This window comes from Achromobacter sp. ESBL13, assembly GCF_036668755.1.
Classification (GTDB): Bacteria; Pseudomonadota; Gammaproteobacteria; order Burkholderiales; family Burkholderiaceae_B; genus Achromobacter.
Map to the genome: position 1 here is coordinate 510,909 of NZ_JAZEVT010000001.1, position 26,615 is coordinate 537,523.

The 26,615-nt window shown below is 63.3% G+C and carries 24 protein-coding genes and 2 pseudogenes; 11 read left to right on the forward strand and 15 right to left on the reverse strand.

Annotated elements, in window-relative coordinates; genetic code table 11:
• Positions 1-2: 2 nt before the first annotated feature.
• From V6F88_RS02360 to V6F88_RS02390, 7 genes are all read right to left on the reverse strand, one after another.
• Positions 3-1,586 carry an ABC transporter substrate-binding protein gene (locus tag V6F88_RS02360; protein ID WP_332607740.1) on the reverse strand — a complete coding sequence of 528 codons (1,584 nt, stop codon included), beginning with the start codon at positions 1,584-1,586 and terminating at the stop codon, positions 3-5.
• A 110-nt stretch (positions 1,587-1,696) separates the two neighbouring features.
• Entirely contained in the window at positions 1,697-2,713 is a 1,017-nt protein-coding gene (locus V6F88_RS02365; RefSeq protein WP_332607741.1) for an ABC transporter ATP-binding protein, read from the reverse strand.
• A complete protein-coding gene (locus V6F88_RS02370) occupies positions 2,710-3,723 on the reverse strand; it encodes an ABC transporter ATP-binding protein (protein ID WP_332607742.1) in 1,014 nt (337 codons plus the stop codon). The genes V6F88_RS02365 and V6F88_RS02370 overlap by 4 nt, the downstream gene beginning before the upstream one ends.
• Positions 3,720-4,637 carry an ABC transporter permease gene (locus V6F88_RS02375; protein ID WP_050449686.1) on the reverse strand — a complete coding sequence of 306 codons (918 nt, stop codon included), beginning with the start codon at positions 4,635-4,637 and terminating at the stop codon, positions 3,720-3,722. Before V6F88_RS02375 ends, V6F88_RS02370 begins: the two co-directional genes overlap by 4 nt.
• On the reverse strand, positions 4,634-5,608 hold the full coding sequence (locus tag V6F88_RS02380; RefSeq protein WP_120155148.1) for an ABC transporter permease: 975 nt from the start codon (positions 5,606-5,608) through the stop codon (positions 4,634-4,636). Before V6F88_RS02380 ends, V6F88_RS02375 begins: the two co-directional genes overlap by 4 nt.
• A complete protein-coding gene (locus V6F88_RS02385) occupies positions 5,605-7,092 on the reverse strand; it encodes an NAD(P)/FAD-dependent oxidoreductase (protein WP_332607743.1) in 1,488 nt (495 codons plus the stop codon). Before V6F88_RS02385 ends, V6F88_RS02380 begins: the two co-directional genes overlap by 4 nt.
• On the reverse strand, positions 7,089-8,078 hold the full coding sequence (locus V6F88_RS02390) for a LysR family transcriptional regulator (RefSeq protein WP_332607744.1): 990 nt from the start codon (positions 8,076-8,078) through the stop codon (positions 7,089-7,091). The genes V6F88_RS02385 and V6F88_RS02390 overlap by 4 nt, the downstream gene beginning before the upstream one ends.
• A gap of 227 nt (positions 8,079-8,305) precedes the next feature.
• Between V6F88_RS02390 and V6F88_RS02395 the strand changes: the two genes are divergently transcribed.
• Together V6F88_RS02395 and V6F88_RS02400 are read left to right on the forward strand one after the other, a co-directional pair.
• The gene (locus tag V6F88_RS02395) at positions 8,306-8,728 is read left to right on the forward strand and encodes a CopG family transcriptional regulator (protein WP_332607745.1); all 423 of its coding nucleotides are present in this window, start codon (positions 8,306-8,308) and stop codon (positions 8,726-8,728) included.
• Between the two features lie 29 nt (positions 8,729-8,757).
• Positions 8,758-9,933 (forward strand): extracellular catalytic domain type 1 short-chain-length polyhydroxyalkanoate depolymerase, encoded by a 1,176-nt coding sequence (locus V6F88_RS02400; RefSeq protein ID WP_332607746.1) that lies wholly within the window; start codon positions 8,758-8,760, stop codon positions 9,931-9,933.
• 164 nt (positions 9,934-10,097) lie between these two features.
• On the opposite strand, the gene V6F88_RS02405 is transcribed toward V6F88_RS02400, so the two are convergent.
• Entirely contained in the window at positions 10,098-10,823 is a 726-nt protein-coding gene (locus V6F88_RS02405; protein WP_332607747.1) for a carbonic anhydrase, read from the reverse strand.
• 198 nt (positions 10,824-11,021) lie between these two features.
• Between V6F88_RS02405 and fdx the strand changes: the two genes are divergently transcribed.
• On the forward strand, positions 11,022-11,360 hold the full coding sequence (fdx, locus tag V6F88_RS02410) for an ISC system 2Fe-2S type ferredoxin (RefSeq protein WP_332607748.1): 339 nt from the start codon (positions 11,022-11,024) through the stop codon (positions 11,358-11,360).
• A gap of 222 nt (positions 11,361-11,582) precedes the next feature.
• Positions 11,583-11,789, forward strand: a complete 207-nt coding sequence (locus tag V6F88_RS02415) for a hypothetical protein (RefSeq protein WP_046805853.1) — start codon at positions 11,583-11,585, stop codon at positions 11,787-11,789.
• 107 nt (positions 11,790-11,896) lie between these two features.
• Here V6F88_RS02415 and V6F88_RS02420 read toward each other — a convergent pair whose 3' ends face one another.
• Positions 11,897-12,430, reverse strand: coding sequence for a hypothetical protein (locus V6F88_RS02420; RefSeq protein ID WP_332607749.1), 534 nt, complete (start codon positions 12,428-12,430; stop codon positions 11,897-11,899).
• 151 nt (positions 12,431-12,581) lie between these two features.
• Between V6F88_RS02420 and V6F88_RS02425 the strand changes: the two genes are divergently transcribed.
• Entirely contained in the window at positions 12,582-12,983 is a 402-nt protein-coding gene (locus V6F88_RS02425) for an Imm1 family immunity protein (protein ID WP_332607750.1), read from the forward strand.
• A gap of 8 nt (positions 12,984-12,991) precedes the next feature.
• Here the strand turns inward: V6F88_RS02425 and V6F88_RS02430 are convergent, their stop codons facing one another.
• Both V6F88_RS02430 and V6F88_RS02435 read right to left on the reverse strand, forming a co-directional pair.
• Positions 12,992-13,957 carry a 2-hydroxyacid dehydrogenase gene (locus tag V6F88_RS02430; protein WP_332607751.1) on the reverse strand — a complete coding sequence of 322 codons (966 nt, stop codon included), beginning with the start codon at positions 13,955-13,957 and terminating at the stop codon, positions 12,992-12,994.
• Positions 13,958-14,168: 211 nt separating this feature from the next.
• Positions 14,169-15,164 carry a Bug family tripartite tricarboxylate transporter substrate binding protein gene (locus V6F88_RS02435; RefSeq protein WP_332607752.1) on the reverse strand — a complete coding sequence of 332 codons (996 nt, stop codon included), beginning with the start codon at positions 15,162-15,164 and terminating at the stop codon, positions 14,169-14,171.
• Between the two features lie 177 nt (positions 15,165-15,341).
• On the opposite strand from V6F88_RS02435, the gene V6F88_RS02440 reads away from it, so the two are divergent.
• On the forward strand, positions 15,342-16,250 hold the full coding sequence (locus tag V6F88_RS02440; RefSeq protein WP_332607753.1) for a LysR family transcriptional regulator: 909 nt from the start codon (positions 15,342-15,344) through the stop codon (positions 16,248-16,250).
• 10 nt (positions 16,251-16,260) lie between these two features.
• Here V6F88_RS02440 and V6F88_RS02445 read toward each other — a convergent pair whose 3' ends face one another.
• From V6F88_RS02445 to V6F88_RS02455, 3 genes are all read right to left on the reverse strand, one after another.
• Positions 16,261-16,641: a DCC1-like thiol-disulfide oxidoreductase family protein gene (locus tag V6F88_RS02445; RefSeq protein WP_332607754.1), complete on the reverse strand. Its 381-nt coding sequence runs from the start codon at positions 16,639-16,641 to the stop codon at positions 16,261-16,263.
• Positions 16,642-16,724: 83 nt separating this feature from the next.
• The gene (locus V6F88_RS02450) at positions 16,725-18,146 is read right to left on the reverse strand and encodes an HdeD family acid-resistance protein (protein ID WP_332607755.1); all 1,422 of its coding nucleotides are present in this window, start codon (positions 18,144-18,146) and stop codon (positions 16,725-16,727) included.
• Positions 18,147-18,242: 96 nt separating this feature from the next.
• Positions 18,243-18,908 (reverse strand): DUF2239 family protein, encoded by a 666-nt coding sequence (locus tag V6F88_RS02455; protein ID WP_332607756.1) that lies wholly within the window; start codon positions 18,906-18,908, stop codon positions 18,243-18,245.
• A 296-nt stretch (positions 18,909-19,204) separates the two neighbouring features.
• On the opposite strand from V6F88_RS02455, the gene guaB reads away from it, so the two are divergent.
• Together guaB and guaA are read left to right on the forward strand one after the other, a co-directional pair.
• Entirely contained in the window at positions 19,205-20,665 is a 1,461-nt protein-coding gene (guaB, locus tag V6F88_RS02460; RefSeq protein ID WP_046805860.1) for an IMP dehydrogenase, read from the forward strand.
• Between the two features lie 97 nt (positions 20,666-20,762).
• Positions 20,763-22,355 (forward strand): glutamine-hydrolyzing GMP synthase, encoded by a 1,593-nt coding sequence (guaA, locus tag V6F88_RS02465; protein ID WP_120155167.1) that lies wholly within the window; start codon positions 20,763-20,765, stop codon positions 22,353-22,355.
• A 407-nt stretch (positions 22,356-22,762) separates the two neighbouring features.
• Here guaA and V6F88_RS02470 read toward each other — a convergent pair.
• Positions 22,763-23,261: pseudogene (locus V6F88_RS02470) on the reverse strand (DUF932 domain-containing protein); the annotation flags it as partial.
• Here V6F88_RS02470 and V6F88_RS27875 point away from each other — a divergent pair.
• The 3 genes and pseudogenes from V6F88_RS27875 to V6F88_RS02480 all read left to right on the forward strand — a co-directional run.
• Positions 23,248-23,379, forward strand: a pseudogene (locus tag V6F88_RS27875) (tyrosine-type recombinase/integrase); the annotation flags it as partial. The pseudogenes V6F88_RS02470 and V6F88_RS27875 sit on opposite strands and share 14 nt — an antisense overlap.
• Positions 23,380-23,548: 169 nt before the next feature.
• A complete protein-coding gene (fic, locus tag V6F88_RS02475; protein ID WP_332607757.1) occupies positions 23,549-24,667 on the forward strand; it encodes a protein adenylyltransferase Fic in 1,119 nt (372 codons plus the stop codon).
• Between the two features lie 817 nt (positions 24,668-25,484).
• Positions 25,485-26,468, forward strand: a complete 984-nt coding sequence (locus V6F88_RS02480) for a Bug family tripartite tricarboxylate transporter substrate binding protein (protein ID WP_332607758.1) — start codon at positions 25,485-25,487, stop codon at positions 26,466-26,468.
• The last annotated feature ends 147 nt before the right edge of the window (positions 26,469-26,615 follow it).

Here is a 26,615-nt window from a genome sequence, read left to right on the forward strand (position 1 = left end):
GCTTATTTACCGGCCGCGGCGGCGGGTTCTTTGGTGACCATCATGGCGGCCGTGCGGTCGCTGGTCATCGGCGTAACCTTCAAGCCCTTCTTGGTGGCCCAGATGTTCTTGTAGTGGAACAGCGGGAAGATGCCGACGTCGTCCGACACCAGCTTGACCGAGTCGCGCAGGATGGCTTCACGCTTGGCCACATCGAATTCCGACGTGGACTGTTCCAGCGCGGCGTCCACCTTGGGGTTGGAGTAGTGGCCCCAGTTGGAGGCGCCCAGGCCCTTCTTGGGGTCGACGGTGGCCAGGATGTTGACCAGCGCGTAGCTGCCTTCACCCGTGCCGTTGCCCCACGCCAGCATGCTGACGGCGAATTCGTTCTTGTTGGCGCGGCCCGAGTACACGGCCCATGGCACCACTTCCACTTGGGTCTTCACGCCGACGCGGGTCCAGAACTGCGCCACGGCTTGGGCGGTTTCCGGGCCTTGCGGGTAGCGGTCGTTCGGCACGTGCATGGTCAGCTTGAAGCCGTCGGGAAAGCCCGCTTCGGCCAGCAGCTTCTTGGCTTGCGCGACATCGTTGGGGATGTCTTTTACGTCGGGGTTGTAGCCGATGGTGCCCTTGGGCATCCACTGGTTGGCTTCGGTGGCCGCGCCTTGCAGGATGCGGTCCGAAATGGCCTTGCGGTTGATGGCCAGGTTCAGCGCCTGACGCACGCGCAGGTCCAGCAGCGGGTTCTTGTCCAGCGGCTTGCCGTTGTTGTCGGTGATGTATTGGTTGGGCGCGGGGTTGAAGCTGGGTTGCAGCAGCATGACGCGCAGGCCGTCGTACGGGTACACCGAGATGTTGGCGGCCTTTTGCAGCTTGGCCAGGTCAGACACCGACACCTTGTCGATCACGTCCACGTCGCCCGCCAACAGCGCGGCGGTGCGCGAGGCGGCGTTGTTGATGTAGCGGTAGTTGACCTTGTCCCAGGTGGCCTTGTCGCCCCAGTAGCCGTCGTTGCGTTCCATGATGACGCGGTCGCCTGGCGTGTAGGACACGAACTTGTACGGGCCGGTGCCGACCATGGCCTTGCCCGAGTTGTAGTCTTCGGTGGTGGACTTTTCACCGACGTGCTTGCTGACGACGTGCACGGATGCCAGGTTCAGCGGCAGGTCGGGGTTGGGCGCCTTGGTCTTGACGATGAGGGTCAACGGGTCCTTGGCGGTCATCGTGTCGATGGTGCGCAGGTAGCCGGCGTACGTTGCCACGCTGCCCGGCACGGCGCGCGCGCGGGTGTAGGAATAGATCAGGTCGTCGGCGGTGAAGGGCGTGCCGTCTTGCCACTTGACGCCTTCACGCAGCTTGAATTCCCAGGTGGTGGGGTCCAGCGGTTTCCAGCTAACGGCCAGGCCGGGTTGAAGCTTGTTCCACTTGTTTTCGATCAGCAGGTCCCAGAAGTGCAGGGCCACCGAGCGGTCGCCGGCGTGGTTGTTCAGTTGCGGGTCCAGGGACGACAGCGGGTCGGCAAAACCGATCGACAGGTTGTCGGCGGACGCGATGGCAGAGGCGCCGAGGATGGCGGCGGTCAGGGTCGAAAGAATCAAGCGTTTCATGTTCGGGGTCCTTGGTAGGGGGGGAACGAGTTAAGTGTTCCGAAGGCTGCGTTGTCATTCAGGCCAATGAAGGAATTCAGTGGCATTAAGGACAACGCCGCCAATTAGGTTCAGGCCATGTCGTTCAAATGACAGGCGCTTAAATGGTTGATGGCGATTCCCTTCAACGTGGGAACTTCGGTCTTGCAGCGCGGCATCGCATGCGGACATCGCGGATGAAAATGGCAGCCGCCGGGCGGGTTCAGCGGGCTGGGAATCTCGCCTTTGATCGCGGTAAAGATCTTGTGGCGCGACTTCAGGCTGGGAATTTCCGCCAGCAGCGCTTGCGTGTACGGGTGGTTGGGGCGCTGGAACACTTCGTCCACGGTGGCCGTTTCCACGACGCGGCCCAGGTACATGATGACGACGCGGTCAGACAGGTGTTCCACCACGCCCAGGTCATGGCTGATGAACAGATACGTCAGGTTCAGTTCTTCACGCAGGTCCATGAACAGGTTCAGGATCTGCGCTTGAATGGATACGTCCAGCGCGGCCACGGCTTCGTCGCACACCAGCATGGACGGCTGCACGGCTAGCGCGCGGGCGATGCCGATGCGCTGGCGCTGGCCGCCGCTGAATTGGTGCGGATAGCGTTGGCGCAGTGCAGGGTCGAGCCCCGCGCGTTCGAGCTGGGCGCTGACGTAGTCGTCAAAGTCGCCATTTCCGACCAGCCCATGGATGCGGGCGGCTTCGCCCACGATCTCGTCCACACGCAGGCGCGGGTTAAGGCTGGCGTAGGGGTCCTGGAAGATCATCTGCACGGTCAGGCGCGCGGCGTGGGCGGCGGCGGAATTCATGTCCGACGGGCGCACGCCGTTGATGCGGACTTCACCGCCCGATGGCGTCAACAAGCCCGCGGCGATGCGGCCCAGCGTGGATTTGCCGCAGCCGGATTCACCGACCAGGCCGACCACTTCGCCGGGGTTCACGATCAGGTCCACGTTGTCGACGGCGCGCGTGATGGCGGGCGGCTTGGACAAGCCCATGCGCTGCATGGCGCGGCCGGCTGCGCCGACCTTTCTTTCACCAAAGCGCTTGCTGACTTGAGCAAGGTCAATCAGCGGAGTGGGGGCGGCGGATACAGTCATGCCGTCACCTCGTTGTGGATCTGGATAGTCGGATGGAAGCAGCGCACGTCGTGTTCGGGCAGGGCTTGAGTGATGCCGGGTTGCTGACCACAGGCGGCGGTGGCGCGCGAGCAGCGCGCGGAAAACGCACAGCCGGCCGGCAGGTGCAGCAGGTTGGGCGTCATGCCGGGAATCTGGCGCAGGCGCTGGCCCCGCAGGTTATTGCTGGGCAGGCTGTCGATCAGGCCGACGGTGTAGGGGTGTTGCGGGCGGTCAAGCACGTCGTCGACCTTGCCGTGTTCGACGATGCGGCCGGCGTACATCACGGCCACGTCATCCGCCAGGCCCGCTACCACGGACAGATCATGCGTGATCCAGATCAGGCTGGTGCCGTGCTGCTGCGCCAGCTTTTGCACTTCAGACAGAATCTGCGCCTGGATGGTGACGTCCAGCGCGGTGGTGGGTTCGTCGGCAATGATCAGGTCAGGGCGGTGCAGCATGGCGATGGCAATGGCCACGCGCTGGCGCATGCCGCCAGACAGTTGGTGCGGGTAGGCCAGCAGCCGTTCTTCGGGGCTGGGAATGCCCATCATGCCCAGCGTGTCGCGGGCCAGCGTGCGGGCTTCGCGCTTGCTCATCTTGTTATGCGCGCGCACGGTTTCGATCATCTGCACGTCCACGCGCAGGACCGGGTTCAGCGTCATCATCGGATCTTGGAAGATCATGGCGATGCGGTTGCCTTGCAACTTGCGCAATTCACGCGGAGCCAGCTTGGTCAGGTCGCGGCCCTGGAACAGGATTTCGCCGCCCACGATGCGGCCCGGCGCGTCGACCAGACCCATGATGGAAAAGCCCGTCACGGATTTGCCCGAGCCGGATTCACCGACCAGGCCCAGAATCTTGCCGCGCTCCAGCGTGAACGACACGTCGTCCACGGCGGGCAGCACGCCCGCGCGGGTATGAAAGTGCGTGCGCAGGTTGCGCACTTCAAGCGTGGCCGGCGCGCCAGCGAAAGCGGTGCGGTCGGTCATTTGTGAGTCCTTGGGTTCAGCACGTCGCGCAGGCGGTCGCCCACCAGGTTGATGGCGACGATGGTGATCAGCAGCGCGATGCCGGGGTAGAAGCTGATCCAGTATTCGCCGGACAGCATGTATTGAAAGCCGTTGGAAATCAGCAGGCCCAGCGACGGTTCGGTCACCGGCACGCCCAGGCCCAGGAAGCTCAGCGTGGCTTCCAGCGTGATGGCGCGCGCAATCTGCAAGGTGCCAATGACGATCAGCGGCGGCAGGCAGTTCGGCAGAATGTGCTTCAACATGATCCGCCAGTTGGGAATGTCCAGGCAGCGGGCGGCTTCCACGTATTCACGGCGGCGTTCCACCAGGGCTTGGCCGCGTGCGGTGCGGGCGTAATAGGCCCATTCCAGAATCACCAGCGTCAGCACCACGTTGCCCACGCCCTTGCCCAGAAAGGCCAGGATCATCATGGCAACCAGGATGGACGGGAACGACAGGATCAGGTCGACCAAACGCATGATGAAGGCGTCGACCTTGCCGCCCGCGTAGGCGGCCAGCAGGCCCAGCAGCGTGCCGACGATGCCGGCGATAACGGCCGAGCCCACGCCCACCATCAAGCTGATGCGCAGGCCGTACAGAATGCCGGACAGCAGATCGCGGCCCTGGCCGTCGGTGCCCAACCAGTAGTGGAAGGTGTCCAGGCCGTTCATGGACCCGGGCGGCATGCGGGAATCCAGCACGTCGATTTGCAGCAGGTCATACGGGTTCTGCGGCGAGATCCACGGCGCGAAGATGGCGGCCAGGATCAACAGGGTGGCCACGGCCAGGCCGAACACCGCCGTCTTGGACGACAGGAATTCGGTCAGGTTGCGGCGCCAGGGTGATTCGCGGCGCAGGGCCGGAACCTTCTCGGGGGTTGCAGTGGTGCTCATGCCGAGCCCTCCAGCCGTACCCGGGGGTCCAGCACTTTATAAAGAATGTCCACGATCAGGTTCAGCGTGACGAACAGGCACACGACCACGATCAGGTAGGCGACGATGACGGGGCGGTCCAGCGCGTTCAGACTGTCCAGGATCAGCTTGCCGGCGCCCGGCCACGAGAAAATGCTTTCCGTGATGACGGCGAACGCAATGGTCGAACCCAGTTCCAGGCCCAGCACCGTCACGAGCGGGATCATCGTGTTGCGCAGCACGTGCACACAGACCACGCGGAAAGGCGACAAGCCCTTGGCGCGCGCAAACTTCACGAAGTCCAGCGGAATCACGTCGCGCACGCCGGCGCGGGTCAGGCGGATAACGAGCGAAATCTTGAACAGCGACAGGTTCAGCGCGGGCAGAATCAAATGGCGCCAGCCGTCGGCGGTCAACCACGACCACTGAAAGCCCAGAAATTCCACCGTCTGCCCACGGCCGCTGGCGGGCAGCCAGCCCAGCGACACGCTGAACGTCATGATCAGCATCAGCGCCACCCAGAAGGTGGGCAAAGAGAAGCCGACGATGCTGCCGGCCATGATCATTTTGGAAAAGCGGCTGTCGGGGTACAGGCCGGCAATCAAGCCCAACGGCAAGCCAATGATGACGGCCAGCAGCAGGGCGCTGATGGCCAGTTCCAACGTGGCGGGCAGGCGCTGGATGACGAGTTCAATCGCGGGGATGTTGTAGACGAAGCTGTTGCCCAGGTTGCCATGCAGCGCCCCGTTCAGAAAGCCCAGGTATTGCTGCCACAGCGGCTTGTCCAGGCCTAGCTCCGCGATGATGCGGGCGCGGTCCACCTGGTCCACGTCCTGGCCGATCAGGATGTCCACGGGGTTGCCGATGGCGTGCAGGCCCACGAAGACGATCAGCGTCATCAGCAACACGACTACCGCCGCTTGCGCGACACGGCGTATCAACCAACCGGTCATTGCGTGGTCTCCGCTTGCGAGGCCGGGGTGGCGATTGCCGCGGGCGGCGGGGCCGGCGTCCATTCATCGCCGAACACTTCCGGTTCGGAAAACGCTTCCATATTTGCGTAGTACGTTTCGACGTCTTCGCGGTAGAACAGGCCGGCGATGCCTTGCGCCAGGCGCTTGGCGCCGTCGCTGATGGCGGGGATGTCGCCCGAGATCGTGCCTTGCGTCAGCGCGGCGGGGTAGGAAAAGCAGTGCACGCGGTCCAGGCCCGGGCAGGCGCCGGGGACTTTTTCTTGCAGCTCGAAGACGGCGCCCAGATCGGGCGAATCATGCAGTTCCTGGTCTTCTTCGCCGGGGGGCGGCGTGAACCGGTCGCCCCAGTTGCGCACGTGGGGCGCCAGCGGCGCGAATTCGGGGCGCACGGTCCAGTCGATACGAAAGCCCGTCGAGAAGATCAGGAAGTCCAGCACGAACACGCCTTTGGGCGTGGTGACGTGGATGTCGTCGCCGACCAAGGCCAGGTCTTGCACGCCACAGCCCAGGTTGAAGCGGGCGTTGGGGAAGCGAGACACGCGCAAGGTGCTGCCACGCGGCGGCGGCACTTGCGCGGCGTTGATGTAGTGGCGGATCTTCCACTTCCATTCGTCGGGCAGCGTCAGGTGGCCATGGGTCAGGCCGGGGTTGCCCGCGCCTTTGCCTTTGTTCACGCGCGGGATGTCGTTGCGGCGGATCAGCAGGTCGACGCTGGCGGCGCCGGCTTCCAGCGCGGTGCCGGCGCTGTCCATGGCGGAGGCGCCCGCGCCCACGACGCCGACGCGCTTGCCGGCCAGTGTGGCGTAGTCCATCACATCGGACGAATGCGCCCAGCGGTCGCGCGGCAGCTTCTTGGCAAAGTCAGGTACATAGGCGCCGCCCAGGCCGTCGCGGCCGGTGGCCAGCACCACGCGGCGGGCCAGCACGGTGCTGTGTCCGGCGGGCGATTCGATGTCCAGTTGCACCAGGCGGTCGGCACGCGGTTGCACGGACAACACGCGGTGGTTGTTGCGCACGTCCAGATTCAGCACGCGGCGATACCAGCGCAGGTAGTCCATCCATTGCAGGCGGGGAATCTTGTCCAGCGCGTCCCATTCGGCGGTGCCGAACTGCGCCTCGAACCAGGCGCGGAAGGTCAGCGCGGGCAAGCCCAGGGCAGGGCCGGTCAGCTGCTTGGGACTACGCAGCGTTTCCATGCGGGCGGTGGTGGCCCACGGGCCTTCGTAGCCTTCGGGCGCTTGGTCGAAGATGGGCGCGGTGATGCCCAGGTGCGTCAACGACGCGGCCGCGGCCAAGCCGGCCATGCCGCCGCCGATGACGACAACGTCCAGTACCTGTTGTCCATCAACCAGACGGGGCGCGACCCAGTTCTTGGCGGGAATTTCCAGCCAGGACAGGTCTTGCCGCAGACGCGCTTCCAGCGCATCCAGGCCTTGCGGCGGGGTGGCAATGGGCAGATTCATAGTGTGGGGGTGTCCAAAACAGGGGCGTCATCACCGTAGACAGAGTGCAGCAGCGCTGCGTGTTCGCAGGCGTCGTGCAGCACAAAACCGGGCAGCAGCGCGGCGGCGGCCTCCGCCAGCGCGTCGGCCATGGCCTGGCAGGCGGGCGTCAACGGTTGCGGTTGCGGTTGGGGCTGCGGGGTGATGACCCCAAAGAAAAAAGGAATGTCCAGGTCGATAGGCCGGATCGCCACGCCCGGCATGGGGACGCCGTAAGCGGTGATTGGTTCCAGCACCGACACGCCCAGGCCGGCGCGCACGGCGGCCAGGGCGTTGACGGACGAATTGGTTTCGATGGTGCCGGGCGCATTGCCGTCGGGCGCCAGTGCGGCGTCCAGGCGGCGGCGCAGGCGGTAGGGATTGGCCATGGTGATCAGGCGGCGGCCGGCCAGCAGATGAACGGGCACCACGTCGTGCGCGGTCAGCGGATCGTCGTCGCGCAATGCCACCACACAGGGCGCTTGCGCAATCCAATGCACCGTCAAGCCGCGATGTTCCAGCGGCAAGCTGGTGGCGCCCAGTTGCGCGGCGCCGGTCAGCACCGCGTGCACGACGCGTTCGGGCGAGGCGCTGCGCACCTGCACGCGCGTGGCGCAGGTTTGGGATTCGATGCGCTTGAGCGCGTCGGGCAGCAGGCCGGCGGCCAGCGCCGACGTTGCCGCCAGCAGCAGCGGTTTAGCTTGGCCTCGCGCGATTTCTTCGGCGCGGCTGCGAATCTGCTGCAAGCCGGCCAACGCGCGTTCTACGTCGTCATACAGCAGAAAGCCCTGTTCGGTAGGCGTGACGCGCGGCCCGCTGCGGTTGAACAGGGCATAGCCGATTTCAGCTTCCAGCTCTTGCAACAGGCGGCTGATGGCCGGCTGCGAGCGCCCAAGCAGACGCCCGGCAGCGGTGACGCTACCTGTGGACATGACGGCCGCGAAGGCCTCTAGTTGGCGAAGTTCCATCTGTGTTGCTTTATGCTCAGGGCGAATTCTTGCCCGGCAAGTATGCGCGCAGCAAATAGTTAAAAGGCATAAGCAAATTCCCTAATAGGGGATTTCCTTATGCTTTTTCATAACTGCGCGTTATTTCAAGGGCTTAGGGACAGAGCCCGGGCGCGGTTGTGGCGAAAAAGTCCGTCAAATTGAAACATCCATAGGCCATCCACTTGGATGGTTTTAAGATTCCGTCCATGCCTCCTCGCCCTCCAAACCTCGCTTCCGCCCCTAAGCCTTCGGACGAAAAGATCACGATCAATCTCGGTTATGTGGACCTGGGCCAGATCGATCTTCTGGTCCAGGAAGGCTTCTACGCCAACCGTACCGACTTGATCCGTACCGCAATCCGCAACCAGCTTGCCGCCCATGGCGACGCGGTGCGGCAGGCGGTCAGCCGAAAGACCTTGGTGCTGGGCATTCAGCACTACACGTCTGACGACCTGCTGGCGGTGCAGGCCGCGGGCCAGATGTTGCAGATCCGAATCCTGGGGCTGGCGACCATCGCGCCCGACGTCACGCCCGAATTGGCGCTTGCCACGATTGAATCCGTGACGGTGCTGGGCGCGTTGCACGCCAGCCCCGCAGTCAAGGCCGCCCTGCGTCAGCGCATCCGCTGATACGTTATTGCCGCTTTAAAGGTCACCCCATGCATCCAGATTTTCAGCAGTTGATGAGCCAGGCCACGCGCCTTACCCGGTCTGGCAACCTGGCAGCCGCCACCGCCGCCATCCAGGCCGCCTTACTGGGCGCGTCGCCCACGGCGGCATCCGCCGCGCCGCGCTATGACGAGGCCGATGTCATTGATGTCGAGGCGCGCGAGGTTCCCGCGTCGACGGTAAGCGCTGCCGCGTCCTCGGACTCCGGCTCCGCCACCGCCACCGCGCCGTCCCAGGCTCGGGACGACGCCTTAGGGCAAACCCCCCAAACCCCCGCCACGCCCCGGACGCCGGGCGAATCTTCGGCCACGCAGGGTGATTACTTCACGGCGGGCTCGTTTCGCAATAGCGCAGGCCAGCGCGCCTACAAGTTGTATGTGCCGCCCGGCGCAAACGGACAAGCCCGGCCGCTGGTTGTGATGTTGCACGGCTGCACGCAGGACGCCGACGACTTTGCCGCCGGCACCGCCATGAACGAGGCCGCGCGCAAGCAAGAGTTCTACGTGCTGTATCCGGTACAGCCCCGCGAGACCAATCCGCAAAAGTGCTGGAATTGGTTCAAGCACAATCACCAGCAGGCCGGCAAAGGCGAGCCATCGATCCTGGCCGACATGACGCGCCACGTCATCGCCGAATATGGCATCGACCCGAGTCGTGTATACGTGGCGGGCTTATCAGCAGGCGGCGCGATGGCCGCGATTTTGGCCAACACCTATCCGCAGCTGTATGCAGCCGCAGGCGTGCATTCTGGCCTGGCGGCGGGCGCGGCCACGGATCTGCCGTCCGCCTTGTCCGCCATGAAGGGTATCGGCGTACGCCCAGGCGCGGCGTCCGGTACCCCGGTGCCGACGATTGTTTTTCACGGCGACCGCGATGCCACCGTGCATCCCAGCAACGGCGATGCGGTCGTGGCCGCCAGCGCCGGGGCCAATGCCCAGGTCCAAAGCCAGCGCGTGGCGGGCGCCAACCGGGGGCGCGACAGCACCAAGCGCGTATATAGAGACGCGTCGGGCAAGGTGGTGGCGGAATATTGGGTGGTGCACGGCGCGGGCCATGCCTGGGCGGGCGGGTCGCCCAAGGGCTCGTATACGGATGCTTCTGGCCCGGATGCCACGCAAGAGATGCTGCGGTTTTTCTTCGAGCATCCGTTGGCGGCGAAGCAGTAAGGGAATAACGACCCAGGCACTGCGGGTCGTCATTCCTTTCCTCGTCATTCGTTTTTTCGTCATCCTTTTCTTCGTCATTCCCTTCTCTTTGGTGGCGGCCTTCCAACTAAGGAAGGCCGCCACCATGCCCACGCGGATAAAGCTGAACAATCCGCCCCGCGCCATCAAACCAGCGTCACCTTCCCCGTGGCCAAGTCATACACGCCGCCCGCCACCATCAGCTTCTTTTGCTCGACCATGCTTTTCAACACCGGCTGCGCGGTCTGCAATCGCTGGACGGCCAAGCGGACGTTTTCAGCGATGGCGGCGGCCAGCAAATTTTTCGGTTCGCCCTTGCTGGCGCGTTCCACGGCGGGTTTGATGGCGTTGACCAGCTCGGGCAGATGACCGGGCAGTTCGGCTTTTTCTTTCAGCACCTTTACCGTGGCATCCACCGCGCCGCAATTGTTATGGCCCAGCACCACGATCAGCGGCACGTTCAAAAACTTGGCGGCGTATTCAAAACTGGCCAAGCCATCGTCATTGACGAAGTTTCCCGCCACGCGAACGATAAATACATCGCCCGGGTTCTGGTCAAAGGCCAATTCGGGCGCCACCCGGGAATCCGAGCAACTGAGTATCGCGGCAATCGGTTTCTGCGTTTTGACGCGAGCCGCCCGGCCCGCTGAAAAGTCCCGCATATTGGGTTTGTTGGCCGCATACCGGGCGTTGCCGGCCAGCAGTCGTTTCAACGCCTCTTCGCCACCAATATCATTGGACGGGACTTCGGCATAGGCGGTTTCCGCCCAACCCGTCGCGCCAAAGGCCGCCAGACCCGCCGCGCCCAACAGCAGGCGGCGGCGGGGGTTGTGCAGCGTGGAAGCAGTCAGGCAATCAGCACAGTCGCACATAGGTTTCTCCCAAAGGACAAATGTCCAGAGAATTCGTGCGCAATCATTGTGCGGCGATAACTGTGTTTTGACGCGGTAACCCGTGTGGACTTAACAATTGTTTTGGCTGGCCGGCGCTTGACCTTGCCAGCGTGGGCATCTTTAGGCTTGGGGGTCCTGGTTTGAAACTTCCAAGACCACCCCATAAGGCGGGCCCCTATGCCAAAAATCACCGTTCTGCCCCATCCCGATCTTGCTCCCGCCGGCGCGGAACTGGACGTTCCCGCGGGAACGTCGCTTTGCGACGCGCTGCTGGACCACGGGATAGCGATTGAACACGCGTGCGAACAAAGCCGCGCCTGCACGACGTGCCACTGCATTGTGCGCAGCGGTTTTGAGGCGCTGAATGAAGTGGAAGAGGGGGAAGAAGACCTGCTGGACCGCGCCTGGGGAGTCGAGCCGCAGTCGCGCTTAAGCTGTCAGGCCATCGTTGGAGAACAGGACGTGACGGTCGACATCCCGAAGTACACGGTCAACCATGCGAAGGAAAATCACTGAACCCGACGCTCGGCCGCCCTTCGCCAGTTCGCCGGCTGGGCGGCATTCTTGCGGTTGAAGGGCTTGTTTTCGATCCCTTACATCGGTGTTACGACTCGGACGATAGGATTTCGATATTCGTAACTAGGAGTCCATCATGAATAACGAGAAGCCGACACCCGAACCAAATAAGCGTCGCTGGCCTTTCGGCTATGGTGACGAATCCAATCAACTGGAGACGTCATGGACTGCTCGGTAGAAGGAAAGGTGGCCTTCGCGGACGGCCATTCGTACCATTTCGCCACGGTGGACGCCGCGCTGGCATTTGCCGAATGCGTGAAAAGTTCGCAGCAGCCCGGTCAATGCGCGGCAGCCAACGGCTGTACGCAGACGGTCAAGCTGGAGGATGTGGCGGCAGCGGAAGAGCAGGAACAGCGGGAAGACCGTTGATCAGCGGCCAGGTTCAGTCGCGCCCCGCTGGGTCATTGCACCCGGGGGCGCGACGTCGTTTAGGTCAGCCCGTTTAGGTCGCCCCCGTTTAGGTCAGTCCCTTTACGTCACGCCGTTTGCGACGCCTCTGCGATAGCCGGACGCACACTGCCGGGTTTGCCGTAATACCAGTAGGCACAAAGAAAGCCGGCCAGCATCCCGGGCAGGCCGCCCACAAATAACGGAAACACCATGTCGCGCACGGCGGCGTCTCGGCCGGAGAACGGCAAAAAGGCGCCCATTCCAAAGACCAGGCCGACCAGCGCTACTTTACCCAAGGCTTTCCAGTTGGATTGCACCGGCCGTAGCGCGCCGGCCACGATGCCGCACAGCAGCGCGGGAATGACGCCAAACAGATAAAACCAGGGCAGGCCAAAGACCATGATCATCAGGTTTTGGGGCGTTTGCGACAGCACGCTGAGAACCAGCGTAACGGCGATGCCGCCAATGGCGGGCGCGATGAACGCAAACATCAGGCCGCCCGCGAAAATATCGCTGCGTATGCGGTGGCCGGTGTCGTCCGGGCTGCGCCGGGTCACCCGATAAACCACGGATGCCACGGTGGCCAATAGCAAAATGGCGGCGGTGATGATCAATTTCATGGCGCCATTCTGGCATAAACCCCAGCTTGCGCCGGCAGGTGCTAATGCCGGTAGACTGCTTCCTTTCGCGTCCTGGATTGATACGGGGCAACGAACCGGCGCCGGCCCACGCGGGTGGCCAGGCGCCCAATATCAAGGGGGCATCAACGCTGTGAAAATAAAAAAACTGATTGAAGAACGCCGTCTGGGCGAACGCGTCGCCGTCAGCGAACGCGACGACCCGACCCACGCCGATACGCTGGCCGCGCTGGACCAGCTGGACGGCGAGCAATACAGTTCCATCGCCTTCGTGACGGAGGACGACACCGTCATGGCGATCGGGGGCGGCGATGGCGCGTTTGTCGTGTCCATCACGCTGGATGACGACGCGCGCATCTATACGCTGATCGACCCGTCGCGGTCCGAAGACCACGACCAGGAAGTGGTGGTGGGTGGGCAGGCGGGCAGCTACCAGCAATACCAATGCGTGGACCGTGACATGGCGAGGGCGGCGCTGCTGCATTTCCACCAGGAAGGCGCGCCGTCACCCGACCTGCAATGGGTTAGCGAGTAGGGCAGGCTTCACACCACGCGCGTCAGCACCTTCTCTTCCTGGAACCATCCGTCCAGATTCGCCACCATCAACTCGGCCATGGCGCGGCGGGTTTCGTGCGTGCCGCTGGCGATGTGGGGCAATAGCACCACGTTGTCCATTGCGTGCAGGGCGGCCGGGGTCTTGGGTTCATGTTCGAACACGTCCAGCCCCGCGCCCGCAATCCGCTTGCCTTCCAGGGCGCTGACCAGCGCGGCCTCGTCCACGACCGTGCCGCGCGCGATATTGATAAGCCACCCATCGGGACCCAGCGCTTCCAGGACACGCGCGTTCACCATGTGCTGCGTGGCGCCGCCACCGGGCACCGCCAGCACCAGGAAGTCGGACTGCGCGGCCAGCGTTTCGATGTCCGGGACGTAGCGGTATTCCGCCGGCGCATCCGCGCGCGGCTTGCGGTTGGTGTACAGAATTTGCATGTCGAAGGCGGCGGCGCGGCGGGCGATCTGCAAGCCGATATTGCCCAGGCCCACGATGCCGCACCGCTTGCTGCTCATGCGGGTGCCCAGCGGAAAGCCTTCGTTGGGCCAGCGGCCGGCGCGCACGAAGCGATCGGCTTGGGCGATGCGGCGCGGGGCGGCCAGCATCAAGGCCAGCGCCGTGTCGGCCACGCAGGCATCCAGCACGCCGGGGGTGTTGGTGACGACCACGCCGCGTTCGCGGGCGGCCGCCAGGTCAATCGTGTCGTAACCCACGCCAAAACTGAAAATGCCTTCCAGCGCGGGCAGCGCGTTGATCAGGTCGGCGGTAGCGCCAAAGCGTCCGCTGGTGGCGATGCCGCGTATGTTGGCGCCGTGTTCGCGCAGCAGCGCATCGGCGTCGGCGGCTTCCCACAGGCGATGCACGTGATAGCGCGATTCCAGGTCGGCGACCAGATCGGGCAGCAATGGGCCGACCATCAACAGGTGCGGGGCTAGGGAGGGCTTGGAATCTGTCATGGATGCGGCTTATTGGAAAGGCTGAAAGAAAATGGCGGAATGAAAGGGCGCGAAGGGCCTGAATGAAAGGGCTGAATGGAAGGGCTGAAAAGAAAGCGGCTTAAGGAAAGGGCTGAGAAGAAAGCGGCTGAATGAAGACGGCTAAACAAAGACGGCTAAATGAAGACGGCTATATGAAAGCGACCGGCCCGAACATCGGGCCGGTCAACGATCAATTGGTCTGAATATTACGGGTCTTGATGATCTGCCCATAGCGCGCGCGTTCGCTTGCGGCCAGCTCTTGCAACTGCTGCGGGGTGGAACCGTGCGCGACGGCGCCTTGCGATTCCAGCTTGGTCTTCATGACCGGGTCGTTGGCCACATCGCGGATGGCTTGCGACAGCTTTTCGATCACGGCGGGCGGCGTGCCGGCCGGCGCCAGCACGGCGGTCCACGAGCCGGATTGCGCGTTCGTCACGCCGGCTTCATCGATCGTGGGCACGTCGGGCATGGCGGGCGAACGCGTCGCGCCCGTAACGGCCAGCGCGCGCAGCTTGCCGCCGGTGACGTACGGCATGGTTTCCAGCACGGAGGCAAACAGCATGTCGACGCGGCCGGCCATCAGATCGGTCATGGCGGGGCCGCCGCCTTTGTACGGCACGTGCATCAGGTCCACGCCCGTGGCCTGTTGAAAGATCTCGCCGGACAGGTGCGGCGCGCCGCCCGTGCCCGAACTGGCGAATGTGTGCTTGCCGGGTTCGGCCTTGGCCAGCTTGACTAACTCGCCCACGTTCTTGGCGGGCAGGGTGGTCGGCACGACCAGCACAAAGGGCAGGTCTGAAAAGAGCGACACGGGGGCGAAGGCGGTGGCGGGGTCCGAATGCAGCTTGTAGATCCACGGGTTGATCGCCAGCATGCCCGAATTGGCGAACAGCAGCGTGTAGCCGTCGGCGGGCGAACGCGCCACCAGATCGGCGGCGATCTGCCCGCCCGCGCCGGGGCGGTTGTCCACCACCACGGAAGACGCCAACTTGTCGCCCAAGGCCGCCGCCAACAGGCGCGCCGAGATGTCGGTGCCGCCGCCCGGCGAAAAAGGCACGATCAGGTTGATTGGGCGCTCGGGGTACCCGGCGGCCTGCGCGCTGAACGGCAACGCGGCGGTGGCGGTCAGGGCCAGCGCCGCGGCAATGAGCCGGATGCGGGGGCGGGCGATGGGGGTTGTCTCCATGTCTTTTCTCTTTTTGGGGTGGGAAACGGCTTGCGCCGGGAAAAATTACCGTGCTGCGGTGATGCTCCTTTGATCCCTGTGGCCGTTGGACGGCCATTTTTTGCGAGTATAGAAACGGCTTTCGATGGATAGCCGTTCGAGCTATAAATAGCATTGATCAATTCAAGGATTGAATCGATGGAGTTTCGTCAGCTGGAGTGTTTCATTGCCGTGGCCGAGGAACTGCACTTCGGCCGCGCGGCCGAACGGCTGTGCATGACGCAGCCGCCGCTGTCGCGCCAGATCCAATTGCTGGAGCAGGACCTGGGGGTGACGCTGTTCGAGCGCAACAGCCGGCAGGTGCTGCTAAGCGCGGCCGGTCGCCGGTTTCTTCGGGATGCGCGCCATTTGCTGGAGTTCTCGGCGCGAGCCGCCGCCACGGCACGGCGCACGTCGGGCGGAGAGGCCGGGCACATCACCCTGGGCTTTACCGCCGTGGCGTCCTACCGCTTGATGCCGTCGATGATCATGCAGGCGCGCAAGCTGTTGGCAGGCGTTGAAATCCAGCTGCGCGAAACAGTCAGCACCGACCTGGCGCGGCTGCTGGTGGCACGCGAGCTTGACGCGATTCTGGCGCGCAGCGTGCCGCAGCAGGCGGGCATTGAATCGCGGTTGGTCGAACGTGAACCGCTGGTGCTGGCCTTGCCGGCCGGGTCGGCGTTATGCGAACACGAGACGGTGCCGCTGCGCCTGTTGCAAGGCCAGCCCTTCGTGCTGTATTCGCCGCGTGAAGGCAAGTACTTCTATGACCGTATCGTGGGCGCGTTTGGGCTGGCGGATGTGCAGCCGGACTATGTGCAGCGCGCCGGGCAAACGCATACATTGCTGGCGCTGGTGCGGGCGGGGCTGGGCGTGGGCATCGTGCCGGATTCCGCGCGCGAACTGCGCTTTGAAGGCGTGGAGTTTCGTCCGATCGGCCAGCGTGACCTGTACGCGGATATGTACTTGGCGTGGCACGCCCAGCACGATAATCCGGCGCTGGACGCGTTTCTGGAACGGGTAGTGGGCGTGGATGGCGTGGAGGGAAAGCGGCGCGGCGCGCCGTAGTCCGCCGCGCCTACAGTTGCATCTTCCGCTTGCCTAGCAGCGTCAATGCCAAACTACGGCCGGTGCGCATGAAGGGGTACAGCGCCGTGGACAGGCAGGGGTTGCGAAACACGGCGGCGTTCACGCTGTTGAACAAGTCATTGCCCGTGCTGATCAGGGCTAGCCGGTTGATGCAATCCGCGCCCCAGTAGTCTTGCCCGTCCAGATGCAGCAGCATGCCCTGGTTCAGGTCATACCCTTGCGCCTTGTAAGCCACGGCCAGATCGGGATGGTCGCGCATGTTCAGCAGGTCGATCGGGCCCACCGCTTTCTGCAATTGCAGCATCCGCACGTAGTTCGAGCAGAAGGGGCAGTCTCCGTCGTACAGCAGGAAGTTCTTGGAGATGGACATGATGCACCTTGGGTTGAAAACACAGGTCCATTAAAGCGCAATGCGCGCCGCTGTGCGCGGCGCGTTTCGGCAGGCGTCGGCCTTTACCCTTGCGCGGGCGGGCGGCGCGTGGCCGCGTCCCGATCCTGGTCGCGCCAGCGCGTGCGCAGCTGTCCGATCTGGCGCAGCGCCGCTTGCGACATTTTCCACCAGCCGAACGGCCGGGGGTCGGCCAGCATGCTCATGGCGCGCGCGTAGTCCAGCGTCAGCCCAGGCGTCCAGGCCATCGTCAGGGCGCGTTTACGAACCTGCGAGGCCACCCACAATTCCGGCGTCAACAGCAGGCGCAGCAATACGCGCCAGCCGGCCTGGCTGCCATGCAGCCGCCCCACCACGCCATCCAGCGCGGCATCCAGCGCCCGGGCGACCGAGCTTGAGCAGTTGCGGTGAGTCAGGTTGTAGGTGCTGTCCTGGCGATACTCATGCCAGAAATCGGCCAATTTCTGCGCGTCGTAATTGCGAAAACGCACACGCACGGTCGATGGGCACCAGGCTTTGGATTCTGTGGGGTAGTCGGGTTGATAGACGCCAGGGATGTCGTTTTCCGCGGTGGCGCGCAGCAGGTTGCCGAATTCGTCGGGCGAGCGGTCGATTTCGTCGCGCGGGTACAGGCTGATGTAGATGCCTTCTGGCGATTCCAGCGCGGCATGCCCGGTCGAGATCACGCCGTTGACGTCCACGGCGGCAATGTAGCGATCCACCAGCGGAAGGTTGCGCGTTTGCGCCTTGGCCGAGCCGGACGGCGTCCACACGTGCACCGTCAACGCGGGCTCGGAGTCGGCGGGCGGGCCGTCCCACATGGTGGGGCCAAGGGGGCGGGCCGACACCCCCGACCCTGCCTGCGAAGCCAAGGTAGAAGCGGGCTCCGACGGCATGAAGTCCGGCGACGCGTTGGATGCGAATGCGGGGTTCGACGCCAGGTGCCTGACCCGCCGCGCCAGCCACAGCAGCTTCACGCCCGCGATGCCCAGGAACAGTCCCAGGCAATACGGCACGGTGCCGACATAGTTGGTGGGGTAGGGCTGGAAGAAGAAAATGGCCAGCAGGATTTCTGCAATGCCGCCCGCAAAGGCGTAGCGCCAACGCTCGTAGCGCACCACATACGCGGCCAGGCACTGCAACACGCCGTCGGTCAGGAACAAGGCGCCAAAAATCATCGACAAGGCAAAGTGCCCGTGGTGGTGGCCGGCCAGGATCAAGCTGCCGGCCAGCAGCACGAACAGCCCTTTCGCATAGCGCAGCACACGCTGCCCGCCCACGCCGCTGGACGCGATCATCAGCGTGGCCAGCCCTTCGATGATGAAGAGGATGGCGAAGGCGTTCAGCGGAAAGTACAGCGCGTTGTCCAGCGCGTCGATGAAGACGAAAACGCCCGCGATTAGAAAGAACAACCCGGCCGCGAACAGGCCCTTCCAGCGCTTGCGCAGATACGGGACTCCCAATAGCAGCAATACAAGTTGTGGCATGCCTGTGTTCCGGTTCAAGAAGGGCGAAGGGCGAAAACCGAATCGTACAGAAACTTGATGGCTTTTTTATCTTTATGGCCGGCGCTGCGCCGGCGGCTAGGGCTGCGGCTGGGGCGTCGTCTGCGCATCCCATGCCAAGCGCATCGCATAGCCGCGCACGTCTTTCGGCCACGCGGCGACACACTGCACGTAGCGGTCGCGATCATCGGCATACAGCGCGCGGGTGGCTTCTTCAAAGCCGGGCAGGTTGCCGGCCATGGCGGACATGAACCGGTACGCCGCTTCCTGGCGCTGACGTCGCTGACCTTGCGCGTCGTTGTCGCGGCGAGCCTGTTCCACCAGCTTGCGCAACGCCACCGACGCACCGCCCGGCTGCGCGCCCAGCCAATCCCAATGCCTGGGCAACAGCGTGACTTCGCGCGCCACCACGCCCAGCTTGGGCCGGCCGCGCCCGCGCGGCGGCAGGGCGGCGCTGTCGGACATCTCATTCGATTCGGGGGGCGCGCCGACGGGCGCCGCGCCGACGGGCGCCGCACCGACGGGCGAACGGTAGCGGTCGGCAACCTGCGCGTCGGACCCGGACAGGTTCAGGTCGGTCTGCGTGCCGCTGCCGTCCTGATAGACAAGCAGTGCCTGCGCCCCATCGGCGTCCATGGCGCGCTTGACAGCAACCGCCACGTCGGCCAGCGGCCCGGCGGCAAGTATTCGGTGGCCTTCGAAGGCGGTGTAGGTGGGCGCGGGCGAGTGAACAAGGGTAGTCATGGCGTATGGGTTCCGGTGGCCAATATCGGGTTGGATGCGTCCAACGCCTTTTGTGAAACGGAGGCGGAAACGTAGCGCAATTATGACCCGGGTAAAAATAGATTGTCAATAATACCCGGGTAAAAATAGTTGTGGGATTCATGTGTCGGGGCTATAACCCAGGCACTGATTCCGGCGCCCATGCGTGCCGGCCTGGCTGCGCCGTACCCTGTAAAAAACCCTGCATAAACCTAGGGTAGACACCTAGAAAAAATCAGCGGGCGGCGTATAATCTTGCTTTGCGCCCGGAGTTACCCATGCGTCTCGTTCAAAAAGCGCTTACCTTCGACGATGTGTTGTTGGTGCCTGCGTATTCCGAGGTGTTGCCGCGCGACACCTCCCTGGCCACCCGCCTGACCCGCAATATCAGCCTGAATATTCCGCTTGTGTCCGCCGCCATGGACACCGTCACCGAGTCGCGCCTGGCTATCGCCATGGCCCAAGAAGGTGGCATCGGCATCATTCACAAGAATTTGACCGCCGATCAGCAAGCCCGTGAAGTGGCTCGCGTCAAGCGCCACGAATTCGGCATCGTGATCGATCCGGTCACCGTCACCCCCCAAATGAAAGTGCGCGACGCCATCGCGTTGCAGCGCCAGCATGGCATTTCGGGCCTGCCGGTCGTTGAAGGCCGCAAGCTGGTCGGCATCGTGACCAATCGCGATCTGCGTTTTGAAGAAAACCTGGATCAACCCCTGCGCAACATCATGACGCCGCAGGAACGCCTGGTCACCATGAAGGAAGGCGCCACGCTGGACGAGGCCCAGGCGCTGATGCACAAGCACCGTCTGGAACGCGTGCTGATCGTGAACGACGGCTTTGAGCTGCGTGGCCTGGCCACCGTCAAAGACATCGTCAAGAACACCGAACACCCGATGGCCAGCAAAGACGGCCAAGGCCAGTTGCGCGTCGGCGCGGCCGTGGGCGTGGGCGCGGGCACCGAAGAGCGCGTGGAAAAGCTGGTTGCCGCCGGCGTTGACGTCCTGATCGTCGATACCGCGCACGGCCACTCCAAGGGCGTGCTGGAAGGCGTGCGCTGGGTCAAGCAAAACTACCCCAAGGTTGAAGTCATTGGCGGCAACATCGCCACCGCCGCCGCCGCGCGCGCGCTGGTCGAATATGGCGCCGACGGCGTCAAGGTCGGTATCGGCCCCGGCTCCATCTGCACCACGCGTATCGTCGCCGGTGTCGGCGTGCCGCAGATCCATGCCATTTCCGAAGTTGCCAAGGCGCTGGAAGGCACGGGCGTTCCGCTGATCGCCGACGGCGGCATCCGCTACTCGGGCGACGTCGCCAAGGCGCTGGCCGCCGGCGCGTTCTCGTGCATGATGGGCGGCATGTTCGCCGGCACGGAAGAAGCCCCGGGCGAAGTCGTGTTGTTCCAAGGCCGCTCGTACAAGTCGTACCGCGGCATGGGCAGCCTGGGCGCCATGACGGACGGCTCGGCCGACCGCTACTTCCAGGACCCGGCCAACAACGCCGACAAGCTCGTCCCCGAAGGCATCGAAGGCCGCGTGCCCTACAAGGGCAGCGTGCTGGCCATCATTTACCAATTGGTCGGCGGCATCCGCGCCTCGATGGGCTACTGCGGCGCCGCCACCATTGACGACATGCGCACCAAGGCCGAATTCGTGGAGATCACCTCCGCCGGCGTGCGCGAGTCCCACGTACACGACGTGCAGATCACCAAGGAAGCGCCTAACTACCGCGCCGACTGATCCGTACAGTCAACTACAATGTCATGCATCACGCACCGGCAGAATCGCATAACAATGCGGTTTTGCCGGTGCGGTTTTATTTAATCGGTAGAGCTCAATGCACCAGCGCATCCTCATTCTTGATTACGGCTCGCAAGTCACCCAACTGATTGCCCGCCGCGTCCGCGAAGCCGGCGTCTATTCCGAAGTGCACCCGGGCGACGTCGACGACGCCTTCGTGCGCGACCAAATGGCGCAAGGCCTGAAGGGCATCATCCTGTCCGGCAGCCACGCATCGGCCTACGAAGAAGGCTCGATGCGCGTGCCGCACGCCGTCTTCGAACTGGGCGTGCCGGTGCTGGGCATCTGCTACGGCATGCAATCCATGGCGCAGCAACTGGGCGGCGTGGTCAGCTTCTCGGACCACCGCGAATTCGGCTACGCCGAAGTGCGCGCGCACGGCCACACCAAGCTGCTGGAAGGCCTGGACGACTTCACCACGCCCGAAGGCCACGGCATGCTGAAGGTCTGGATGAGCCACGGCGACAAGGTCACCGAGCTGCCCCCGGGCTTCAAGCTGATGGCCTCCACGCCGTCGTGCCCCATCGCCGGCATGGCCGACGAAGAACGGCGCTTCTACGCCGTTCAGTTTCACCCCGAAGTCACGCACACCGTCCAAGGCAAGGCCATGCTGGCCCGCTTCGTGAACGAGATCTGCGAATGCCAGGGCGACTGGAACATGCCCGACTACGTCGCCGAAGCCGTCGCCCGCATCCGCGAGCAAGTCGGCACCGACGAAGTCATCCTGGGTCTGTCCGGCGGCGTGGATTCCTCGGTGGCTGCTGCCCTGATCCACAAGGCCATCGGCGACCAGCTCACCTGCGTGTTCGTCGACCACGGCCTGTTGCGCCTGGACGAAGGCAAACAGGTCATGCAGACCTTCGCCGAAAACATGGGCGTGAAGATCATTCACGTCGACGCCACCGCCCAATTCATGGGCAAGCTGTCCGGCGTGGCTGACCCCGAAGCCAAGCGCAAGATCATCGGCCGCGAATTCGTCGAAGTGTTCCAGGAACAAGCCGGCAAGCAGCAAAGCGCCAAATGGCTGGCCCAGGGCACGATCTACCCCGACGTCATCGAATCCGCCGGCGCCAAGACGGGCAAGGCCACGTCCATCAAGTCGCACCACAACGTGGGCGGACTGCCGGACACGCTGAACCTGCAACTGCTGGAACCCCTGCGCGAACTGTTCAAGGACGAAGTCCGCGAACTGGGCGTTGCGTTGGGTTTGCCGCCGCAAATGGTGTACCGCCATCCGTTCCCGGGTCCGGGTTTGGGTGTTCGGATTCTGGGCGAAGTGAAGCATGAATATGCTGAACTGCTGCGCCGCGCCGATGCGATCTTCATTGAAGAATTGCGGAACACCAAGGATGAAGCCAGTGGCTTGACTTGGTACGAGCTGACGTCGCAAGCGTTTGCCGTGTTCCTGCCGGTGAAGTCGGTGGGCGTGATGGGCGATGGCCGGACGTATGAGTACGTTGTGGCGCTGCGTGCGGTCCAGACGTTTGACTTCATGACGGCCGACTGGGCGCCGCTGCCACACCCGCTGCTGGCTCGCGTTTCTTCGCGGATCATTAATGAAGTGCGCGGGATTAATCGCGTGGTTTATGACGTGTCGAGTAAACCGCCGGCGACGATTGAGTGGGAGTGAGTTGAGCGTTTTAGGTAATTAACGTGCGAATGAAAATGCCGGGGAGACCACCGCGAGATGCGGATGGTGCCCCGGTTTTTTTTGTGCCTAAGTCGGTTCTGGAGCAAGACGACGAGCAGAGGCTCTGTGTCTAGGTAATCTGATGAGCTCGGGCACATAGGACGGCCCAATTTCAACAGTGCAACTGTGCAAGAGAGCACTCGACTTCATTAAGATCGTCAAGAAGAAGGCGCGGCTCTACTTTTTCGGCAAACCGGCTGCCTCTCGCGTTTGCATAGAAGAAATCGATCAAGTGAACGATTTTTGACAGTATTGGATCAACCATGCAACTTGCCAATAGAGACGCAAGCAAGTGGGCGACGACGAAGTGATCCTGGGCCTGTCGGGTGGCTTGGCGGCGACCGTTCGCGGCGCGGCATTAGGATTTGGCTTTCCGTGATGGGCGCGGGCTTGTCGTCGTACTTCAACGCCAGCGCAGCGCGGGCGAACACTTCCGATTCACCGGTGTCGAGTGCGATGGCCTGCATGGCGTCACGGGATTCCTGCGCCCGGTCGAAGCCGTGCAGGACTTCGTAAGCGCCTTCGATGACATGCGTGACCACGTCGCCCTTGTGGGGTATGCGCACGTCTGCCACGGTGTCGCCGCAGACCACGCCGTTTTGGCACACGAAGCGGGAACATTCCGGCGAGCATCTGATAGCTTCTGGTGCCGTCATGCGAGTTCAGCAGGATGATTTCGTTGGCGTCACGGCCGTTGATCTGGCTAGCATGGCGCAGGCGGATCATGTGTTTGGTGTAGTCGCGGCGGTCGTCGTTGCGCACGTGGGTCTGGCACACCATGAAAGGCTCGAAGCCTTCCCCGCGCAGTTCTTGCAGCACGGTGGCGGTTGGTATGTACCTGTCGCGACAGGACATCTTCGTGGCACTGCACACCTGCGCGGCAGGCTCGCGATTTGTTTCGCCGTCGCGTTATGACCCCGACAGGTGCATGTCGCATGCAACGATCAACCGCGTGACCCAGCTCTGATGTTTTTAAGCTGTGTTTTGGGGACATGTTGAGGGGCTTATGCCGTCAAGAACGACATGAGTATCCCTCATGTCGCTATTTCAATGAAGTAAGAACATGATTCGTTGACGTGTCGCCCCCAGCGACATAAGCTGAGAACGTGTCGTCAGAATGGCATTTTTTCATCATGAATGATATTGCACTTGCCTGGCATCCAGAGCAGCCTCACAACCAGTTGCCAGCGTTACCCCCAGCGCATGAGTTGGAGACCCGGCCCGTGCTCAAGGCCTGTATCGAGGCCCGTGCCGCGTTGGCCGGACTCAAGCAGGCGGCCGAGTTGATTCCCAACCAGGCGATGCTGATCAACACCATTCCGTTGCTGGAGGCCAAGGACAGCTCGGAAATCGAGAACATCGTCACCACCACCGACCAACTGTTCCAGTACGCGCAAGGCCACGATAACGCTGATCCTGCCACCAAGGAGGCGCTGCGTTACCGCACCGCGCTGCACCAAGGTTTTCAGTCGCTCAAGACGCGGCCGTTGTGTATCGCCACCGCCGTGGATGTCTGTCGCACCCTCAAAGGGGTGGACATGGACATCCGCCGCACCCCAGGCACTCAACTCGCCAACGATCGCACGGGAGAGGTGGTCTACACCCCGCCCGAAGGCGAGGCCCGCTTGCGTGACATGCTGGCGAACTGGGAGCGCTTCCTGCACAACCAGGTCGACCTGGATCCGCTGATCCGCATGGCCGTGGGTCACTACCAGTTTGAGGCTATCCACCCGTTCACCGACGGCAACGGCCGTACCGGCCGCGTGCTCAACATCCTCTACCTTATCCAGGAAGAACTGCTGAATCTGCCGATCCTGTATCTCAGTCGCCATGTGATTGCGCACAAGGCCGACTACTACCACCTGCTGCTCAGTGTGACGCGAGATGGCGCCTGGGAACCCTGGCTGCTGTTCATGCTGCAGGCCGTCGCCGACACGTCCAAATGGACGACAGGGAAGATCGCGGCCATTCGCGGGCTGGCCGAACACACCACCGAGTACGTGCGCACACGCCTGCCCAAGATCTACACCCGAGAATTGGTGGATGTCATCTTTGAACAGCCCTATTGCCGCATCGGCAACCTGGTGGACAAAGGGATTGCCCAACGCCAAGCCGCCTCGCGCTATCTGCACGACTTGGCGGGCGTGGGGGTGTTGCGCGAAATGCCGTTCGGCAAGGAAAAGCTCTTCATACACCCCAAGCTGATGCAACTGATCAGCCGGGACAACAACCACTTCCAGCCTTACGCGTGAAGTGCCGAGGTGAATTGACGTCCTTCAGGCTATCGCCGGCCAACAAAACAGGTTGGCGGTAGAACTGACGTCAACAACAAGAACACACGGGCGGCACCGTATCTGACTCAGTCATGCCCCTGCATGTGTGCCAGTCCCTGCAATACGATGGCAAGTCCGCCGCGAAACTCCGCGTCTGGCCCTATACGCCGTGCCACATGCGCCGTTGCGGCCAGCAATGGGTATTCATCCAGCGGCAATTCGGCCATTGCGTCGGTGCTCGGCCCATCAAGTGGGCCGAGATGCTGGGCCTGGAGCGCGCCACTGATCCCACGGTGCATGAGGTGTCGATTTGGTATCGACGGTCGCAAGTACCTGATCGACCACCAATCGTTCCAGCGCCTCGCGATCCTTGACATAGCGATACAAAGACATGGCTCCGACGCCGAGTTCCGCGCCGTTGTTCGCATGGAGAGTACAGCCAACCCGTCGGGAACATATCTATGACCAGTGGTCGGTCGATGACCTTCTGATCGAGGCTGGGAAGAACCGATAAGCGGATGGATGGGAACGGCATGAGCCTGGGCCAGGCAGTTCGAGCGCCAATCGTAGGGCGTGTCGGCGCATAACGCCGTCAGGCTCTCGGGCTATGCCCCGTGCCGGCAGCGCTGTCATGCAAACTAGGGTTATCCGGGATTCTTTATGCTTAAACTTTTGTGAAGAATAAGCGCCAGATGCAGGGCTCCGCCGCGATGAGGCATCAAGGTGGTTCACCGGGGTGCGGCACCTGACGCACCGTACGCAGGATCGCGCGGTGGCGGCCCAGAAGGAGAATCGGATGCTGTTGCGTAGACATTGCCTGGCCGTGATGCTGCTGGCGCTGACTGGCTGGGCGACGGGCAGCCAGGCGCAAACGCCGTCTCAGGCCTGGCCCACCAAGCCGGTGCGCCTGGTTGTGGGGCTGGCCCCGGGCGGGCTGGTCGACGTGCTGGCGCGCACGGTACAGCCGCATCTGGCCGATGCCTTGAAGCAGACCGTTATCGTGGAGAATCGGGGCGGCGCGGGCGGCAACCTTGCGGGCGCCGAGGTCGTGCGTAACGGCGGAGACAACCATACCTTCTTGCTCAATCCTTCGACCACCGAATCGGTCAACCCCCTCATGTTCACCAGCATGCCCTTCGATCCGCAGCGTGACCTGCGGCCGGTCGCCTTGTTGGCCAACAGCCAGTTGTTCCTGTTTGTCCGGTCCTCGCTGGGCGTCGACACGCTTGAAGCGTTCGTCGAATATGCGCGCAAGCAGCCCAATCCGCTTAACTACGGGTCGGCCGGCAACGGGACGACGCCGCATCTGGCTGGCGAGCTGCTCAAGCAGGCTACCGGCATGCAGGCCACCCATGCGCCATACCGCGGCGTGGCGCCGGCGATACAAGACCTGGCCGCGGGTCAGATCGACTTTGCGTTTGGACCGGCCACCGTTTTTCCCATGGTGCAAGCGGGCAAGCTGAAGGTGCTGGCGGTGGCGAGCCGGCAACGGGCTGCCGTGGCGCCCGACATCCGAACCTTTTCTGAGGCCGGCATTGACGGCGTTTTCGCGGACAGCTTGTTCGGCGTGTATGCCGCCGCCGGCACTCGCGATGATGTGGTCAATCGCATGAACGGCGAAATCAACAAGGTGCTGGCACGGCCGGAGATCAAGGCGCGGTTCCTGGACGCCGGCGCCGAGGCGCTACCGCTAAGCGTGGCCGACTACACCGCGCGTGTGCAGGACGAGAAGAAACTGTTCGCCCCATTGATCAAGTCGTTGGGGCTGAAGGAACAGTAGATAGAACAACGATAAAACCTCTGCCTGGGCGCAGCTGCCGCGCCCGTTGCCGGCTCCGGTTTCGTCGCATAGGTAAAAAAAGGCGCCTTGGCGCCTTTTTTCATGGGTGAGGGGGGAAGACTGCGATGCGTGAAACCGTAGATGGCT